This is a genomic window from Peteryoungia ipomoeae (assembly GCF_004912165.1).
In the GTDB taxonomy this organism is placed as follows: domain Bacteria; phylum Pseudomonadota; class Alphaproteobacteria; order Rhizobiales; family Rhizobiaceae; genus Allorhizobium; species Allorhizobium ipomoeae.
Window position 1 is genome coordinate 305,537 of record NZ_STGV01000003.1, and the last position, 16,488, is coordinate 322,024.

Genomic DNA, 16,488 nt, shown 5'->3' on the forward strand with positions numbered 1-16,488 from the left:
AATGCTGTTGCGCCGGGGATGAGGGGCAGCGTCTTCGGCGAAGCTACTTCATGCAAACAGCGTCCGAGCCGCCTCAAGGCTGGCGGCACCGTAGACTACGCGGTCCTTCAGTGCTGCAGTTTCGGCGATGATGTTTTCGGCGGTGAAGCGGCAGAGGGCGAGGCGGTTGTCGCGGCCGTGCTCTTCATCCGCCAGGGCGCCCTTGGCGAGATAAACGCCTGTCAACACAAGGCCGAAGAGGCGCTGATACGGCGTGGCACCCGCAAGGGCGGCTGCGGCATTGCCATCAGCGAGCTGCGTCAGCAGCCATTCCGTCGTCTCCTCGAGATCGTCGAGGCTTGCTTCCAGCCGATCGGCGGTTTCGCCGAAGCCATCGAGATTGGAGGCGCGGACGGCACCGACGATGTCTTTCAGCTCGGCAATGAAGCCGCGCACGTGATCGCCATTCGAGAGCGGCAGCTTGCGGGTGACGAGGTCGGCGGCCTGGATGCCGTTGGTGCCTTCATAGATCGGGGCGATACGGCTGTCGCGCCAGAAGCGGGCAGCACCGGTCTCCTCGATAAAGCCCATGCCGCCATGGGTCTGGATGCCGAGCGAGGCCACTTCGACGCCGGCATCGGTGGCGAAGGACTTGGCAATGGGGGTCAGAAGTGCCGCACGCTCGGCCCAGTGGCGGGCGACCTCACCCTGCTCATGATGGCTCATGTCGGTGGCGTGGGCGCAAACGTAACAAATGGCGCGCGAGCCTTGCGTCAGCGCCTTCATCGTCGCGAGCATGCGGGCGACATCCGGGTGTTCGATGATCGGGCTCATGCCGGATCCTGCCCAGCCCGGCGCCTTGCCCTGCGTGCGGTCCTTCGCATATTGCACGGCCTTCTGGGTGGCGGCCTCGCAGATGGCAACGCCCTGCATGCCGACGGCAAGGCGGGCATTGTTCATCATCGTGAACATGCAGGCGAGGCCCTTGTTCTCCTCGCCGATCAGATAGCCGATGGCGCCCGGCTCATCGCCAAATTTGCCGTCGCCATAGATCATGGTGCAGGTGGGCGAGCCGTGGATGCCGAGCTTGTGCTCCAGCGAATGGCAGTGGAGATCGTTGCGGGCACCGAGCGAACCATCGGCGTTGACCAGGAACTTCGGCACGAGGAAGAGCGAAATGCCCCGCGTGCCGGCCGGCGCATCGGGCAGACGGGCGAGCACCAGATGAATGATGTTTTCGGTGATCTCGTGCTCACCCCAGGTGATGAAGATCTTCTGGCCGAAAATGCGGTAGGTGCCGTCGTCGCGGCGCTCGGCGCGTGATTTCATCACGCCGAGATCGGAGCCGGCATGCGGCTCGGTCAGGTTCATCGTGCCGGTCCATTCGCCCGCCACCATCTTCGGCAGATAGATCGCCTTCAGGGCATCCGAACCGTGTGCAGTGACGGCATCGACAGCACCCATGGTGAGCGTCGGTCCGAGCGCAAAGGCCATGGAGCCGGAATTCCACATCTCGAGGGCTGCGACATTGAGCATATGGGGAAGCCCCTGCCCGCCGAAATCTTCCGATGCCGTCAGCGAATTCCAGCCGCCCTCGGCCCAGGCGCGGTAAAGGGTATCCCAGCCATCGGGCACGACCACCTTGCCATCCACCAAACGAGCGCCCTGCCGGTCGCCGATCTCGGCAAGAGGCGCCACTTCATCACTGGCGAAGCGTCCGGCTTCAGAGAGGATGGCGTCGACAAGGTCGTCGCTGAGGTCGCCGAGCTTGCCGTCCTCGATGGCCTGGCTCAGGCCTGCCACATGTTTGAGCGTGAACGCGATCTCTTCTACGGGCGCCTTGTACATGACCTTCTCCTCCAACGAACGTATGCTCTTGGCCACGCCCAGTCTCCACCCAGGAGGCGCGGCCATTGTGCCTTCTGGCTAATTGATTTTTACGTAAACGTCAAATCTTTTTGGGTTCCCGCGCCGCTTGGACGTCTCTTGAAACGAGAGGACCACCGCTCGTTTGACACCCCCAAAGGCGACCGGAGTATGCGCCCAAACTTGGGCGATACAAGCCGGGCCGGACTGGCTTACCACCGGAAAACCTTGGCATCCGGAACCCTGCCCCATGACGCTTGATCGAAGCCTTGCTCTGGCCACCGCCGCCTGCCTGGCCCTTGTGCTTGCTGTTGCCGCGACCGTGGTGATTTTGGGCAGCCGCCAACAGCTGGCCGAGGGCAAGCGGCAGGAGATGCAGGCAACCGCGCTTCTGCTCACCTCCTCCATGGGGCAGGCCGCGAGCCTTTCGGCCACCCAGGCTGTGCAGATTGGCCGCGATGCCCAGGTGATTGCCTATCTCAAGGCGCAGGACCGGGCAGCGCTTGCCGCCTACCTGAAGCCCAGCTACGAGGCGCTGGCGAGCGAAGCGGGCGTCAACATGCTTCACTTCCATACCCCCGACATCAAGAGCTATCTGCGCGTTCAGGACCCGGAGAATTTTGGCCAGGATCTGTCCGGCTTCCGTCCGATGATCCTTGCGGCCAATCGCAGCCGCAAGCTGCAGAAGGGGCTGGAGGTGGGCATTGCGGGTCTCAGCCTGCGAGCGGTCGCACCCGTTCTGGACGGCCAAACGCTGATTGCCACATTTGAAGTGGGCATCGAACTGAAGACGCTGATGGATCTGGCGAAATCGGCATCCGGCGCCGATTTCGCCCTGTTTCTCAGCCCAGCCATGTCCGGCTATGTGCCAAAGGACAAGGCCGTCTCGAAAGACAGTAGCGCGCTTCTGATCGAGTCCTCGACGGACACCGCCCTGTTTGAAAAGCTTCTTGCGGCCGGCGAGATCGGCTTGCAGCGCGAACCTGTCGAGGGAGAGTTCAGCCTGGACAGTCAGCGGTTTGCCACCTTGTCGCAACCGTTGCTGGACTATTCCGGCCGGATGATCGGCACCATCGTGATCGCCCGAGACATCACCACGCTCGGCAGTCAGTTCAATCGGTCTCTGGTCACAGCCCTGACGATTTGCGTTGTCGGTTTCCTGCTGTGCTACGGGATCGTCCTGGTCGCCATCCGCGCCATCATCCTGCGACCGCTCGGCGAGCTTGCCCGCCATGGGCAGGTTCTGGCCGAAAATCCGCATTCGACACTCGAACCGGAAGTCGGCAACGCGAACGAGATTGTCGCTCTTCGCCAGGCGATGCACCGTCTCGCGGCACTGTTGCCCGGCGCCTCAGGGAGGCCGTCGTGATGGCTCTATGCGCGTTGAAGCGCCTGGCCTGTCTCCTGTTCATCACCCTTTCGCTTTGCAGTCTGCCGCGCGCTGGCGCTGCGGCGACACCGGCCCCTTTGCCCAGCGGCGTTTTTCTGCCGATCCAGGTCCATGTCGCCGTGCGCATTCTCAATGTGTCGCGTATTGCCGCGACCGAAGGGGAAGCCTCGATGATGGTCGAGCTGACGGAACGATGGAGCAATCCCGCGCTCGCCTTTGATCCGAAGGTGAGCGGCTTCGGACGCATCGACACGGTCGGCGACGAAGCTGTCCAGACACTGTCCAGCATGTGGACACCCGGAACCGAGATTGAAAACCAGATCACCACGGCGCGCACGGAAGCAACCTCGGTATCCGTTCGTGCTGATGGCACCGTCACCCGCATTCGCCGAATCGATGCGGACTTTCGCGTCGATATCGACATGACATCCTTTCCCTTCGACCATCAGGATCTGACGCTGTCGATGGTGTCGCCACGCCATGCGGCCGACGAAGTGATCTATGTCATGAACGATCTCGACCGGGAAATGTCGTCGATTGAAACCGATGTCTCGGCATCAAACTGGACCGGCAAGCGTCTGTCGGTGGTGATGGAGCGTTACCACGGCTGGAATGCGCGGCCCTTCGTCCGGGTCAAGGCGATGGCAGAGGTCGAACGCGCCTGGCAGTATTACGTGCTGCCGCTCTTCGTACCGTTCCTCGCCGTCACCTCGGTTGCCGTTTTCATCCTTTGGGCGCGGGTCAGCCTGATCGGTGACAAGGCGCCGATCACCTATTCCGCGCTTTTGGCGCTAGCGGCCCTCAGCTTCACCTATGAATCGAGCTTTCCGGGCTCTATCTCGATGAATTCGCCGATCGCCGTCATGGTGTCGCTCGGATATTTCTACCTGATCGCCGTGCTGCTCACCGATATCGTGCTGATCTATGCCGATTATCCGGGCAAGCAGCGATATCCGCATCTGGAGCCCGAAATCCGGGCGTATATACGCCTCGCAATCCCCGCCATCTTCCTGCTGATATGCCTCTCGGTTGCATTCAATGCACTGACTTAACGCAATCCGTCACAAGACTGTAATGGGCCGCGACTACCTCACCTCCTGGAATTCTTCAAACCAAGGAGTGATCGATGACCGACACGAACAAGAACCACCTTTCGTGGGACGAGTGGGACGAACTGCAGAACCCGCCCCCGGCCGTCACTGATTTCGACCTGGTGGTCGAACGCGCCGTTTCGCGCCGCGGTTTCCTCGGGATCCTCGCCATGGGCTCGGCAGCCGTTGCCATGGGCTCTGTCGGCAATCTGATGTCCTCGACCTCGGCTGTCGCCCAGGACGCCGCAGCCACGCGTTTCCCGTTCAAGCCGATCGCCGCCCAGACGGACGCCACGATCCACGTTCCCGAAGGCTACAACTGGAAGCCGCTTGCCAAATGGGGCCAGCCGCTGTTTTCCAACGTTGCCGATATCGACCCGGTGAAGGGCGTTTCGCTTGAAGCCTCCGACAAGGTGTTTGGTGAAAACACCGACGGCATGGAAAGCTTCCAGATCGGCAACCATCAGGTGATCGCCGTCAACCACGAATACGTCAACAACGAGACCAACCTGCCGCACGCGCCGGAAGGCATGCCTCAGTCGCTCGATGACGTGAAGATCCTGCAGAACATGCAGGGCGTCACCGTCATGGAAGTGGCGGAAGGTGAAAACGGCTGGGAGATCGTGCTCGACAGCCCGTTCAACCGTCGTATTCACCACAACACGCCGATGAAGCTTTCCGGTCCTGCCGCCGGCTCCGAACTCGTCAAGACTTCTGCCGATCCTGCTGGTATAGACTGTCTCGGGACGTTCAACAATTGCGGCGCCGGCCGCACGCCGTGGGGCACCTACCTCACCTGCGAGGAAAACTTCAACGGCTATTTCGGCTCCACCAATGCCGAGTTCAAGATGCCTGACGACTACAAGCGTTACGGCATCGCGGCCGAGACCCGCTATGGCTATGAGAAGTTCGACGAGCGCTTCGACGTGTCGAAGAACCCGAACGAGCCACGCCGCGCCGGCTACGTCGTCGAGATCGATCCATCGGATGCTTCCTCGACGCCGATCAAGCGCACGGCACTTGGCCGCATCAAGCATGAAAATGCGGCTGTCGTGATTGCCCGTGACGGTCGCGTGGTCGTCTATATGGGCGACGACGAGCGTGGCGAGTTCCTCTACAAGTTTGTCTCGAACGGCATCTACGTTCCGGGTGGCGACACCTCGAAGCTGCTCGACGAGGGCACGCTTTACGTCGCCAAGTTCTCCGACGACAGCACCGGCGAATGGCTGGCACTGACCGAAGAGACGACGGGCATGAAGATGGACGAGATCTGCGTCTTCACCCGCCAGGCCGCATCCAAGGTCGGCGCGACCACGATGGACCGTCCGGAATGGGTCGCGGTCAACCCGGTTGCGATCGAAGCCTATTGCGCGCTCACCAACAATTCGCACCGCGCCGTTCTGAAGGATGGCAAGATGCGCACCAATGCCGGCGGCGACGTGATGGAACTCAATGCCGCCAATCCGCGCGAAGGCAACGAGTTTGGCCAGATCGTGCGCTGGTATCCCGAGAATGACGACCATGCCGACGGCAAGTTCAAGTGGGACCTGTTCGTCATGGCCGGCAACCCGGATGTGCACAAGGACGGTCCCTATGCGGGTTCGTCGAACATCAATTCCGGCAACATGTTCAACTCGCCTGACGGCATGATGTTCGATTCCACCGGTCTCCTCTGGATCCAGACCGATGGCGAGGATTCCAACGAAGGCGACTTCGTCGGCCAGGGCAACAACCAGATGCTGGCAGGCGATCCGGCAACGGGCCGCATCGAGCGCTTCCTGACCGGCCCGAAGGGCGGCGAAGTGACCGGCATGACCTGGGCTTCCGACAAGCGCACCATGTTTGTCGGCATCCAGCATCCTTCTGCGCCGTTCCCGGATGGCGAAGGCGCGCTGCCGCGATCGACGATCGTTGCGGTCAAGCGCGACGACAAGGCCCTGGTCGGCTGATCATCTCGGGGCGGCAACGCCGCCCCTATACGCCATGCAGAAAGGCCGCCGACGGGTTTCGTCGGCGGCCTTTCTGGTTTTCGTATCTGCGCGGCGCTCAGGCTGCCATGCGCGATGCGTTGAGCGGAATTTCCACGTCGATCTCCAGGATCGTCATGTGCTCGTCGCGATCCATCTTCACGTTGACGCGGTCGGAATCGACCTCAACATGCTTGGCGATGACGGCCAGGATTTCCTCGCGCAGCACAGCCACCAGATCCGTGCCCGTGCTTGCCCGTTCGTGAGCGAGCAGAACTTGAAGCCGCTCTCGCGCCAGAGGCGCCGAGTGCTGCTTGCGGAAAAGGGAGAAGATGCTCATGCAGCTCTCCGTGCGAAGATTTTCTCGAGAAGGCTGCGCTTTTCACCCGGAATGGTGACAGGCAGTTGCTCGCCCGCCAGGCGACGGGCAGCCTCGAAATAAGCCACAGCCGGGGCGCAGCGTGCGTCGGCCAGCGTCACCGGAGCACCGATGTTGGAGGCGCGCAGCACATCCATGCTTTCCGGGATGATGCCGATCAGCGGGATCGACAGGATGTCGAGCACGTCCTCGACCTTCAACATGTCGCCGCGCTGGGCGCGGTTGGTGTCGTAGCGGGTGAGGAGCAGGTGCTTCTCCATCCGCTCGCCGCGTTCGGCCTTCAGCGTCTTGGAATCGAGCAGGCCGATGATGCGGTCGCTATCGCGCACCGAGGACACTTCCGGATTGGTGACGATGACAGCAATATCGGCGTGGCGCATGGCAAGCGTTGCGCCACGCTCGATGCCCGCCGGGCTATCGCAGATGATCCAGTCGAAATACTTCTTCAACTCGTTGATGACCTGCTCGACGCCTTCGGCGGTCAGGTTGTCCTTGTCGCGGGTCTGGGAGGCCGGCAGCAGGAACAGGGTTTCGAGCCGCTTGTCGCGGATCAGCGCCTGCGGCAGCTTGGCATCGCCCTGGATGACATTGACCAGATCGTAGACGACGCGGCGCTCGGCCCCCATCACCAGATCGAGATTGCGCAAGCCCACGTCGAAATCCACGACCACGACCTTTTCGTTGCGCTTGGCCAGCGCGGCGCCGAGGGCTGCGGTCGACGTGGTCTTGCCGACGCCGCCCTTGCCTGATGTAACAACGATCACCTTACCCATGTTCGTCTCCTGTTGATCCCCGCTGTGTGTCACTGCATCGTCTCCGCCTTGATGGCATCGCCATCCAGCCAGAGCTGAACGGGATGACCTCGCAGTTCTGAACTCATGTCGTCGGCCATGGCATAGACGCCGTCGATCGCCACGAGTTCGGATTCAAATTTTCGGCAAAAGATCCGCGCATCGGCATTGCCGACACAGCCGGCCAAAGCCCGACCGCGCAGCGCGCCATAGATGTGCACGGACCCGCCGGCGATGATTTCCGCGCCAGACGAAACAGAACCGATCACGGTCACGTCTCCCTGGGTATAGATGATCGACTGACCAGACCGGACCGTCTCGCGCACGATCAGCGACGGCGTCGCCTCGCGTGCCTCGACCACGACCGGTGTTGGCGTTGCCGCTGCCTTTTCCGACTTCTTGGAAGACTTGGTCTGAGCCGCGTCGCTTGCCGCATCCGTTTCCGGTACTTCGTAGTCGGCAGCAGCGCGACCGCCCTTCAAGGCCGGCGGCATTCCCGGCTCGATCAGCGAAGGCCGACCGCCCTCAATGCCCATGACGCTGACATTGCGAGACGCAAGTTCGGCGATCAGCATTTTCAGCTGCGTGCGGTCGGTATCGATCTCGGAGATATCGAGAACGACGGGCCTTCCGAGGAAGAACCCAGCCGACCGGGCTGCCAGATCGTCCAGACGCGTCAGCCAGTCGGCGAACGGAAGGTCCGGCGTCAGGACGACGGCCAGGAAGGATCTGCCTTTGATGCGAATGGAGCGTGGTTCGGTTAGCACTTTGGTCATCTACGTAAACAAATCGTTGACCATGAGTAACGCTCCCATGGTTAACAAATGGTTAATATCGGGGTCGGAGCGTTAGGAAATGCTCAAGATCCGGCGACAGAAAAACCGCCCGAAGTGACGACTCCGGGCGGTTTTCAAGTAGATGATATCAAGCCTGCGCCGAGCTTACGGCGTGGTCGCTCCCCTTAGCGATAGTAGGGGGAGACGCACTGCTGACGCGGACCGTTATACGGCTGGAACGAGTTCGTGCCGACGTCGTAAGAACGGTAGCGGTTCTCACACCAGCTGTAGTGGCTGGCCGGAAGCGCCCCCGACGTGATCACCCGGCGTGGCGGGGCAGCAACAGCGCCGCCGATGATGGCACCGGCTGCGAAGGCCGCCAGCGGATACCAATAGCCGTTGTGGTAGCGATAGCCCGCACGACGGTCACGATAGCCGCGGTGACCGCGATACCAGCCGCGACGGTTTTCGTAGCGGCCGTGGCGCTCCCAACGGTCGTGACGATCACGGCGGTACTGAACATCCGTAACATCAGATGTTACCTGAGCCGGTGCGTTCGGGCGAACGACCATGGAGGCCTGAGCCGGGGCGAGCCCTGTCAGAGCCATGACGGAGGCCAGTGCAATGGCCGCGGTGTGCTTCAATGCAGTCTTCATGACATTTTCTCCCTGCATGTTTCGGTCGATCTTCACGCTCGCTTAAGGCTCCGTGTTGATCTTGACCCAAGGCTACAAACCACTGCATGAACCTTGGATTAACACCACAATCACCGGTTTTCACGGCTGATCACGAACCCGGCAGGCGCCAGTCCCACTTAACGGAACGAGGGGTTTAAAGTTCCATCGGGAACCGCTGTCATGCAGGCTTTCTGTGACGTTTCGCACAGAGACGAAAGGGCCCGACAGCCCGTCTGAGACTGCCAGGCCAACGCCTTCTCGATCAGGCCTCGATCTCGATATCGCCCTTGGGGCGCGAGCAGCAGGCGAGGATATAGCCCTCGTCGATCTCGTCATCGAGGATGCCGCCATTGTGGTCCATATCGACCTCGCCGGAGAGCTTCATTACCTTGCAGGTGCCGCAGAGCCCGGATTCGCAGGCCGCCCCGATGCGCACGCCGGCGGCGCGGGCCGCCTGAAGCACGGTATGGCCGGGCGCACAGAGCCCGTCCTTGCCGGACATGGCGAAGGTAACCTTCGTTGCCGCCTCGCCATCCGAATGGTCGGCGACCACGATCGGCAGGTCCGGCTTGACCGGCTGGAAGGCTTCCTCGTGATACTGCTTCATGTCGAAGCCCGCGCCCTCAAGCGCTTCGCGCACGGTTGCCATGAAGGGTGCAGGACCGCAGCAGAACACGGTCCGATCAAGGAAGTCGGGCGCCAGCAACGCGATCTTGGCCTTGTCGATGCGGCCCTTCAGGCCCGACCAGAGCTGGCCACGGCCGAGTTGCTCGATGATGAAGCCGAGCTGGAAGTTCGGCATCTCGCGCGCCCTCGCCTCCAGCTCCCAGCGGAAGATGATGTCGTCGGGCGAGCGGGCACAATTGAGGAAGGTGATGTCGCTGTCGGGTGCACGGTCGCCGAGATCCCGCGTCATCGACACCATCGGCGTGATGCCGGAGCCGGCGGAGATGAAGAGATACTTCTTTCCCGGATGCCGCGCATAAGAGAAGTCGCCGAGCGGACCGATGGCCTTCAGGGCCATGCCGGGCTTTAAGTGATCGAACATCCAGCGCGTACCGATGCTGTCGGCCTGTGCCTTTACCGTGATGGCCACGGTGTAAGGCCGAGATGGGCTCGACGACAGCGTATAGGTGCGCATGACCGGCTCGGGGCCGACGGGGATTTCCAGCGTGACGAACTGGCCGGGCAGATAGCGGAACCAGAGGCCCGGCTTGTTCGGCTTGAAGGTGAAGGTCATCACGTCGGGGGCTTCCGGCGTGACGGCGACGCATTCCAAGAGGTGCTCCCGGTCGGACCAGGGGCGCATCTCGTCGACATGGCGATACTGGGTAACGGCAATGTTCATGGTCAAGCCACCGCCGTCAGGCGGGCCTTGTCGCCCTGCAACCGGTTGATCATGAAGGTCGTGTACCATTCGACGAATTGCATGACGCCGCCTTCGTGACCGACCGAATAGGGACCAGGCTCATAGGCCGGCGAGCGGATGCCGAAGGCATTTTCCTCGACGATCGACCGGTCCTGGTCATTGGTCATGTTCCAGACATGGGTGAGTTCCTCGAGGTCGTAATCGACGCCCTCGACCGCATCCTTGTTGACCAGCCAGGTGGTGGTAACAGCCGTTTCCTCGGCCGAGATCGGCAGCACGCGGAAGGAAATCGCGTGATCCCCCAGGATGTGGTTCCAGGTGGTCGGGTAGTGGAACAGCAGCATGGTGCCGATATGGCTGATCGGGACCTCGGAGGAGAGCGGCTTCCTGACAGCCGGCTTGCCGGACATGGTGTAGCTTTCGGCATCCTGGATCAGCGGCATGCGGGCCGTTCGGAACTGGCCGGTGGGGTCCATCTTGAATTCTGACGGCAGGCCGGCGGCCTCGCAACGGGCCCAGTGTTCGGCAATGAACGGATCGTCGCCTGCCCCCTGCACGCCGGTTGCGGTCGGCGCTTCCGGATAGGTGCGGCAGAGTTCGGGATGATTGGCGGCGCAGTGATAGCACTCGCGGTTGTTTTCCCAGACGAGCTTCCAGTTGCCCTTCTCGATGATGGTATTCTGGTGGGCGACCTTGGCCTCCCAGAGCCGGTGCGGCTTCATATAGGGTTCGATCGAGGCACGCACGGGGGCGAAATCGGGGGCTTCATTGGCAAGGCAGATGAAAATGTAACCGGCGACGCTTTCGCAATGCACGGTCTTTAGACCGAACTCGCTCTTGTCGAAGGTTTCGCCCATCTGGCGGGCAAAGACGAGCGAACCGTCGAGGTCGTAGGTCCACTGGTGGTAGGGACAGACGAGCTTGGCGGAGGCGCCGCGCGCCTGGGTGCAGACGCGGTGGCCGCGATGGCGGCAGGTGTTGTGGAAGGCGCGGATGACCTGATCCTTGCCGCGCACCATGACGACAGGGTAATCGCCGATCTGGGCGGTGAAATAATTGCCGGCACGCGGGATCTCGCAATCATGGCCAACGAACAGCCAGTCGCGATACCAGATCGTTTCCATATCCAGCTTGAAATAGTCCTGATCGATGTAGAAGGGCTGCTCAAGGGAGAAACCCTCGCGGCGGTTCTTGAGCTGCCGCAGTACGGTCGCCTGCAGATCCATGTCGTCCTCGTTTAGCGCTGACGGAAGACGTGGGAGAACGATCGCTCCCTCCCCTTCACGAGGATGGCGGCGGGCGCATCTCCGGTCGCCCTCCGCGACCTTGAATGTTTCATGTCCCGAGGCTGGTTTCCGGGCTGAGGAGTGGTCCATTTGCGGACCGCGCCGGCGCCTTCCCAGGGTTGCCCCCAGTGGCATTTTTGCCGATACGCATTCTCCACCACCGTTGCGGGGGCAGCGCCGGATTTCGACCGGCTTCCCGATTTTCCGCCCTCCCTAGAGGAGCAGCACCTCGAGCTTGACGATTATCTAATCACAGCCTTGCAGGCTTGCCGCACTGCGATACGACACGGCCCAAGACGTTTGCGACATGTCGCAATTTCGCCAGTCGCACAGCATTCGATCATTTCCGTTTGTTTTCCCGAGCGCTAATGGGCGCCGCATTCGGAAAAGCCGCACTTTGCGGCGCAAACCGGACAGAAGTCTTGATTAAAAATGCCGTTAACCTTGGCAAGGTTCGGGAAATCTCTTCCGTGCATACTCGTGAAAGATCGCCATCAACCGTGCCGGGAGCCCGTTCGGGCGCGATCGCACCGGCTGGGACCTTGGACATGCAGAAACTGAGATACTACGCGACACCCCGCAAGAGCGACCCGAGCGCGCTTGCCAAGGTCAAGCACACGGAATTTCTGCGCACCGGGCGCATTTCGCGCCATCGCGATGACTGGCTTCCCGACGAACGCCGCTACCTGACCTATGCAGAAGTGGCGGAACGGACCGGCAAACGGCTGGAGGCAGCGGCGGAGACGACCCATGCGCGGCTCAGCGCCGTGCATCGCGACATCCGTTTCCCGAAGCTCATCTTCCATCGGACCCTGGATAACAGCCCGCATCTTGGCTACTGCCATGTGACGGCAGCACGCGCGAATTTCGCAAGATACGCCGATGTGCGCTGGGCTTTCTACATCGCCAATTTCGTGGCGGAGCTCGGCGGGGACGAGGCGTTCTTCGACCATATCCGACAGCAGTATGACCGGATGTACTTTGCCGTTGCCATGAAACCGGATGCTGACAGCCGGGCGATGACCATCGACCGCACCGTGCGCGAGAACGGTCTGCTATTTGCCACGCAGGACCCGCAGGAAGCGCTGCGCAACGTGCTGATGCTCGGCGCGCGCAATGCCGAGCTTCGCAAGATCATCGCGAAGCTCTGAGGCGCCAGCCTTCTGGATCAGGCGCCGAAGCCGCCGACCGGCTTCTTCTTGTAGATCAGCCAGTCCTTGGAGACGATGTCAGAGGTGCCGTAGACGGTGACGGTATCGCCGCCGGCGGCCTTCGAGGTGGCGAGCGCCTTATCTGCAAAGTTGGTGAAGTCGAAGGCGTTGGGCGCCTGCTCCGAGAAGCAGATGCCGAAGGACATGGTGAGCTGGCCGAAACTGCGCCCGCCATTCGATCCGACAAGTGCACTCGCCTTGAGCTTGGCGCGGACGAGATCGACGACGCGCGAGACCTCTTCCCGATCCGAGGTATAGAGCAGCAGGCCGAAGCGGCCGCCATCGAAGCGGCAGGCGAGGTCTCCACCGCCGGAAACTGCATCCATGACCTTGGCGACCTGCAGGAGGAAGCGCTCGGCGACCGTCGAGCCGAGCTGCTCCTGGATGCGGGTATAGTCGTCGATCTCGCCGATCGCCACGCCACACAGAACCGGCATTTCGGCATTGGAATAGATCTTGGCCACGGCCTTGTTGAAGGCACGGCGGCTTGCAAGACGGGTCACCGGATCAACGAACTTCGCGGCTTCGGCATCATCCGCTTCGCGCTGCATGTCGGCAAGCGATGCGGTCTTGTCGACGACGGCGCGCACGACGTTGCTGTTCTGGTAGGCACGCTTTTCGGTGGCGGCTTTCAGCATCTTGATCGACTGGCCGAGCGGAGTGCCCTCCAGATCGGCCTCCGTCATGATGGTCTGCGAGGCGTGGCCAATGACGCGGCCATAATCGGTGAGCGAGATCTTTTCCTCATTCAGGAGGCTGATGAAACTGCTCATTTCGGCGCGAACCTGGCCATTCTGACGGGCGAGAATGCCATCTTCGTGGTGGTGCGGCAGATATTTGCGCCCCAGCTCATCCAGCGCTTCCTGCGTCTTCACCTTGCCGAGTGCGATGAAATCACGGACGAGTTCGGGATTGTTGCCGGAATAGGCCTCGTAGACCAGCTCGTAGTTGCGCGGCAGGCCGTCTATGCCCATCTGGTGCATGGCGGTTGCCACGCGAAGTGCAATGCTGGCGGCTGGGTTTTTGACTGGCTGCATCTATGAGGTTCCCGGCTTGTGGCAAAGTTTCCCTTGTTTGCAAAACTGACAGAAGTTTTCTTTCTTTCAGTTACGGGGCTGGTTAAAATTTTAAGGATAGCCCGCCGCTTGTGACCGAAAGTATCCCACGCGACGCGATTGAGACAAAATCCCGTTTGATCCCTGTGGTTTGAACGCGCTAAGGACGGAGAAACAAACGCGGACCGGCTTGATGGCAGACAGGGTAGCAATTGGCAGCGATGCCAGCGCAGATCGGAAGCACGCAATTGCGAGAGCTGTTTCGGTTCTCAGCCGTGCCCGCCCTGTCGCGGTGCCGACGGAAACCGTCTATGGCCTTGCCGCCGACGCGTGCGATGCCAAGGCGATCACCAGCATCTACGAGACCAAGGGGCGTCCTCGCTTCAATCCGCTGATCTGCCATATGTCGGATCTCGCCATGGCCGAGCGCTATGCCGTCTTCGACCCGATCTCCCGCTTGCTGGCTGAAAGCTTCTGGCCGGGACCGCTTACCCTCGTTCTGCCGCTTGCAGCGGGCTCGACGATCCATCCGCTCGCAACCGCCGGTCTCGACAGCGTTGGCATCCGTGTGCCGCGTGGTTTTACCGGCGAACTCATCCGCGCCTATGGCCGCCCGCTGGCAGCACCAAGCGCCAATTCCTCTGGCCGTATCAGCCCGACGACCGCCGATCACGTGGCAGCAGACATCGGCTCCCGCATCGATCTGGTGGTCGATGGCGGCGCCTGCCCCGTCGGTGTGGAATCGACCATCCTCAAGGTGGAGGAGGGCCGCATACGGCTGCTCAGGCCGGGCGGCATTCCCGTCGAAGCGATCGAGCGAGTGACGGGTCTCAGCGTCGAGCGCCTCAAGCCTTCGGGCACGGCAGCGATCGAGGCGCCGGGCATGCTGGCCTCGCATTATGCACCCGACTGCCCGGTGAGGCTCAATCAGCGAAGCGTCGCACCTGGCGAAGCAGTGCTGCGTTTCGCTGGTGAAGCGGTGGAAGGCATCGGAGAGGCCACGCTCGTGCTCGACCTCAGCCCAACGGGCGATCTCGCAGAAGCCGCGAGCAACCTCTTTGCCTATCTCAAGCAGGCAGATCAAAGCGGCGCATCCGCGATTGCCGTGACACCCATTCCCGACGAGGGTCTGGGCGAAGCGATCAACGACCGGCTGGTGCGGGCGGCAGCGCCCCGGGGTGGGGACCCTCGAGAAGAAGGATCAGATCCATGACAATTGCCACGCTCTCCTCCGCACCGATTTCCGAGGTGATTTCCGCGTTCACAGAGATCGTCGGCCCGGCCAATGCTCTGACCACAGACGGCGATATCGCGCCCTATCTGACCGAGAACCGTGGGCTTTACCACGGTCGCTCCTCGCTGGTGCTGAAGCCTGCGTCCACGCAGGAAGTGTCTGCCATTCTCAAGCTTGCAAGCGAGACCGGAACCCCCGTCGTTCCCGTCAGCGGGCGGACCGGGCTTGTGGGCGGTCAGGTGCCGCGTGAGGACGGCCGGGACATTCTGCTTTCACTGGAGCGGATGAACCGCGTTCGCGAAGTCGATGCCGTGGCCGACGTGATGATCGTCGATGGCGGGGCGATCCTCGCCGATGTGCAGAAGGCCGCAGAAGCAGTCGACCGGCTCTTTCCGCTGTCGCTTGGCTCGGAAGGCTCCTGCCGCATCGGCGGCAATCTCGCCACCAATGCGGGCGGCACTGCCGTGCTTGCCTATGGCAACATGCGCCAGCTTTGCCTGGGGCTGGAAGTCGTTCTGCCGACCGGCGAAATCTGGGACGGGTTGCGACGGCTGAAGAAGGATAATAGCGGCTACGACCTGCGCGACCTTTTCATCGGTGCGGAAGGCACGCTTGGCGTGATCACCGGTGCCGTCTTGAAAATGGTGCCGCGGCCGCGCGGGCGGCAGGTGGCCTATGCCGGCCTTGCCTCTCCTGATGCGGCGCTTGCCCTTTTCGATAAGGCGGCCCAACGCTGCGGCTCCGCCCTCACCGGCTTCGAGCTGATGCCGCGGATCGGAGTGGAATTCACCACCCGCCATATTCCGGGCGTTCGCGATCCGCTGACTTCAGTTCATCCCTGGTACGCACTCATCGATATTTCGACCTCGGATTCCGCCGAGACGGCCGAAGCCATGATGCATGGCCTGCTCGAAGAGGCGTTCGAGGCGGGACTGGTTGACGACGCAGCGATTGCAGCCTCGCTTGCCCAGCAGGATGCCTTCTGGCACCTGCGCGAAAGTATGTCGGAGGCGCAGAAGCCGGAGGGTGGCTCGATCAAGCACGATGTTTCGGTGCCGGTCTCGCGCGTGCCTTCCTTTCTCCAAGAGGCTGACGCCGCGGTCCATGCGCTGATGCCGGATGCGCGTATCTGCGCTTTCGGCCATCTCGGCGACGGCAACATCCACTACAATATCAGCCAGCCCGTTGGCGCCGACAAGGCCGCCTTCATTGCCCGCTGGCGCGAGGTCAATGCCGTGGTGCATGCGGTGGTGCATAGGCACCAGGGTTCGATTTCGGCAGAGCATGGGGTTGGCCAGCTGAAGCGCGACGAGCTTGCCGCAAGCCGGCCTGCCATCGAGACGGAGCTGATGCGGCGGATCAAGCAGGCTTTCGACCCCTCAGGGATCATGAACCCTGGCAAGGTGATCGGCTGAGA

The 16,488-nt window shown here is 61.9% G+C and carries 14 protein-coding genes and 1 riboswitch; of the genes, 6 read left to right on the forward strand and 8 right to left on the reverse strand.

Features of this window, described 5'->3' with window-relative positions:
* Positions 1-48 precede the first annotated feature (48 nt).
* On the reverse strand, positions 49-1,827 hold the full coding sequence (locus FAA97_RS11270; RefSeq protein WP_136598867.1) for an acyl-CoA dehydrogenase family protein: 1,779 nt from the start codon (positions 1,825-1,827) through the stop codon (positions 49-51).
* A 268-nt stretch (positions 1,828-2,095) separates the two neighbouring features.
* On the opposite strand from FAA97_RS11270, the gene FAA97_RS11275 reads away from it, so the two are divergent.
* From FAA97_RS11275 to FAA97_RS11285, 3 genes are all read left to right on the forward strand, one after another.
* The gene (locus FAA97_RS11275) at positions 2,096-3,214 is read left to right on the forward strand and encodes a cache domain-containing protein (RefSeq protein ID WP_136598622.1); all 1,119 of its coding nucleotides are present in this window, start codon (positions 2,096-2,098) and stop codon (positions 3,212-3,214) included.
* Positions 3,214-4,287: a ligand-gated ion channel gene (locus FAA97_RS11280; protein ID WP_246041433.1), complete on the forward strand. Its 1,074-nt coding sequence runs from the start codon at positions 3,214-3,216 to the stop codon at positions 4,285-4,287. Before FAA97_RS11275 ends, FAA97_RS11280 begins: the two co-directional genes overlap by 1 nt.
* A gap of 74 nt (positions 4,288-4,361) precedes the next feature.
* Positions 4,362-6,275, forward strand: a complete 1,914-nt coding sequence (locus FAA97_RS11285; RefSeq protein WP_136598624.1) for a PhoX family protein — start codon at positions 4,362-4,364, stop codon at positions 6,273-6,275.
* Positions 6,276-6,372: 97 nt separating this feature from the next.
* Here the strand turns inward: FAA97_RS11285 and minE are convergent, their stop codons facing one another.
* From minE to FAA97_RS11315, 6 genes are all read right to left on the reverse strand, one after another.
* The gene (gene minE, locus FAA97_RS11290) at positions 6,373-6,633 is read right to left on the reverse strand and encodes a cell division topological specificity factor MinE (RefSeq protein ID WP_136598625.1); all 261 of its coding nucleotides are present in this window, start codon (positions 6,631-6,633) and stop codon (positions 6,373-6,375) included.
* Positions 6,630-7,445: a septum site-determining protein MinD gene (minD, locus tag FAA97_RS11295; protein ID WP_136598626.1), complete on the reverse strand. Its 816-nt coding sequence runs from the start codon at positions 7,443-7,445 to the stop codon at positions 6,630-6,632. Before minD ends, minE begins: the two co-directional genes overlap by 4 nt.
* A 29-nt stretch (positions 7,446-7,474) precedes the next feature.
* Positions 7,475-8,239, reverse strand: a complete 765-nt coding sequence (minC, locus tag FAA97_RS11300; RefSeq protein ID WP_136598627.1) for a septum site-determining protein MinC — start codon at positions 8,237-8,239, stop codon at positions 7,475-7,477.
* Positions 8,240-8,424: 185 nt separating this feature from the next.
* Entirely contained in the window at positions 8,425-8,895 is a 471-nt protein-coding gene (locus FAA97_RS11305; protein WP_136598628.1) for a BA14K family protein, read from the reverse strand.
* Positions 8,896-9,178: 283 nt separating this feature from the next.
* Positions 9,179-10,264, reverse strand: coding sequence for an FAD-binding oxidoreductase (locus FAA97_RS11310; RefSeq protein ID WP_136598629.1), 1,086 nt, complete (start codon positions 10,262-10,264; stop codon positions 9,179-9,181).
* Between the two features lie 2 nt (positions 10,265-10,266).
* Positions 10,267-11,511, reverse strand: coding sequence for an aromatic ring-hydroxylating oxygenase subunit alpha (locus tag FAA97_RS11315; RefSeq protein ID WP_136598630.1), 1,245 nt, complete (start codon positions 11,509-11,511; stop codon positions 10,267-10,269).
* Between the two features lie 103 nt (positions 11,512-11,614).
* Positions 11,615-11,818, reverse strand: a riboswitch (cobalamin riboswitch).
* Positions 11,819-12,119: 301 nt separating this feature from the next.
* Here FAA97_RS11315 and FAA97_RS11320 point away from each other — a divergent pair.
* The gene (locus FAA97_RS11320; RefSeq protein ID WP_136598631.1) at positions 12,120-12,722 is read left to right on the forward strand and encodes a DUF6656 family protein; all 603 of its coding nucleotides are present in this window, start codon (positions 12,120-12,122) and stop codon (positions 12,720-12,722) included.
* 17 nt (positions 12,723-12,739) lie between these two features.
* Here the strand turns inward: FAA97_RS11320 and FAA97_RS11325 are convergent, their stop codons facing one another.
* Positions 12,740-13,819 (reverse strand): GGDEF domain-containing protein, encoded by a 1,080-nt coding sequence (locus FAA97_RS11325; protein ID WP_136598632.1) that lies wholly within the window; start codon positions 13,817-13,819, stop codon positions 12,740-12,742.
* A 211-nt stretch (positions 13,820-14,030) separates the two neighbouring features.
* Here FAA97_RS11325 and FAA97_RS11330 point away from each other — a divergent pair, with 211 nt between their 5' ends.
* Together FAA97_RS11330 and FAA97_RS11335 are read left to right on the forward strand one after the other, a co-directional pair.
* Positions 14,031-15,050, forward strand: coding sequence for an L-threonylcarbamoyladenylate synthase (locus FAA97_RS11330; protein WP_136598633.1), 1,020 nt, complete (start codon positions 14,031-14,033; stop codon positions 15,048-15,050).
* Positions 15,047-16,486, forward strand: coding sequence for an FAD-binding oxidoreductase (locus tag FAA97_RS11335; RefSeq protein WP_136598634.1), 1,440 nt, complete (start codon positions 15,047-15,049; stop codon positions 16,484-16,486). The genes FAA97_RS11330 and FAA97_RS11335 overlap by 4 nt, the downstream gene beginning before the upstream one ends.
* Positions 16,487-16,488: the final 2 nt, after the last annotated feature.

Excerpts from the sequence above, each read along its gene's own strand:
- FAA97_RS11315 (WP_136598630.1), bottom strand. The coding sequence starts at position 11,511 with ATGGATCTGCAGGCGACCGTACTGCGGCAGCTCAAGAACCGCCGCGAG.
- FAA97_RS11285 (WP_136598624.1), top strand. The coding sequence starts at position 4,362 with ATGACCGACACGAACAAGAACCACCTTTCGTGGGACGAGTGGGACGAA.
- minE (WP_136598625.1), bottom strand. The coding sequence starts at position 6,633 with ATGAGCATCTTCTCCCTTTTCCGCAAGCAGCACTCGGCGCCTCTGGCG.
- FAA97_RS11325 (WP_136598632.1), bottom strand. The coding sequence starts at position 13,819 with ATGCAGCCAGTCAAAAACCCAGCCGCCAGCATTGCACTTCGCGTGGCA.
- minD (WP_136598626.1), bottom strand. The coding sequence starts at position 7,445 with ATGGGTAAGGTGATCGTTGTTACATCAGGCAAGGGCGGCGTCGGCAAG.
- FAA97_RS11310 (WP_136598629.1), bottom strand. The coding sequence starts at position 10,264 with ATGAACATTGCCGTTACCCAGTATCGCCATGTCGACGAGATGCGCCCC.
- FAA97_RS11330 (WP_136598633.1), top strand. The coding sequence starts at position 14,031 with ATGGCAGACAGGGTAGCAATTGGCAGCGATGCCAGCGCAGATCGGAAG.
- FAA97_RS11320 (WP_136598631.1), top strand. The coding sequence starts at position 12,120 with ATGCAGAAACTGAGATACTACGCGACACCCCGCAAGAGCGACCCGAGC.
- minC (WP_136598627.1), bottom strand. The coding sequence starts at position 8,239 with ATGACCAAAGTGCTAACCGAACCACGCTCCATTCGCATCAAAGGCAGA.
- FAA97_RS11280 (WP_246041433.1), top strand. The coding sequence starts at position 3,214 with ATGGCTCTATGCGCGTTGAAGCGCCTGGCCTGTCTCCTGTTCATCACC.
- FAA97_RS11305 (WP_136598628.1), bottom strand. The coding sequence starts at position 8,895 with ATGAAGACTGCATTGAAGCACACCGCGGCCATTGCACTGGCCTCCGTC.
- FAA97_RS11275 (WP_136598622.1), top strand. The coding sequence starts at position 2,096 with ATGACGCTTGATCGAAGCCTTGCTCTGGCCACCGCCGCCTGCCTGGCC.
- FAA97_RS11270 (WP_136598867.1), bottom strand. The coding sequence starts at position 1,827 with ATGTACAAGGCGCCCGTAGAAGAGATCGCGTTCACGCTCAAACATGTG.
- FAA97_RS11335 (WP_136598634.1), top strand. The coding sequence starts at position 15,047 with ATGACAATTGCCACGCTCTCCTCCGCACCGATTTCCGAGGTGATTTCC.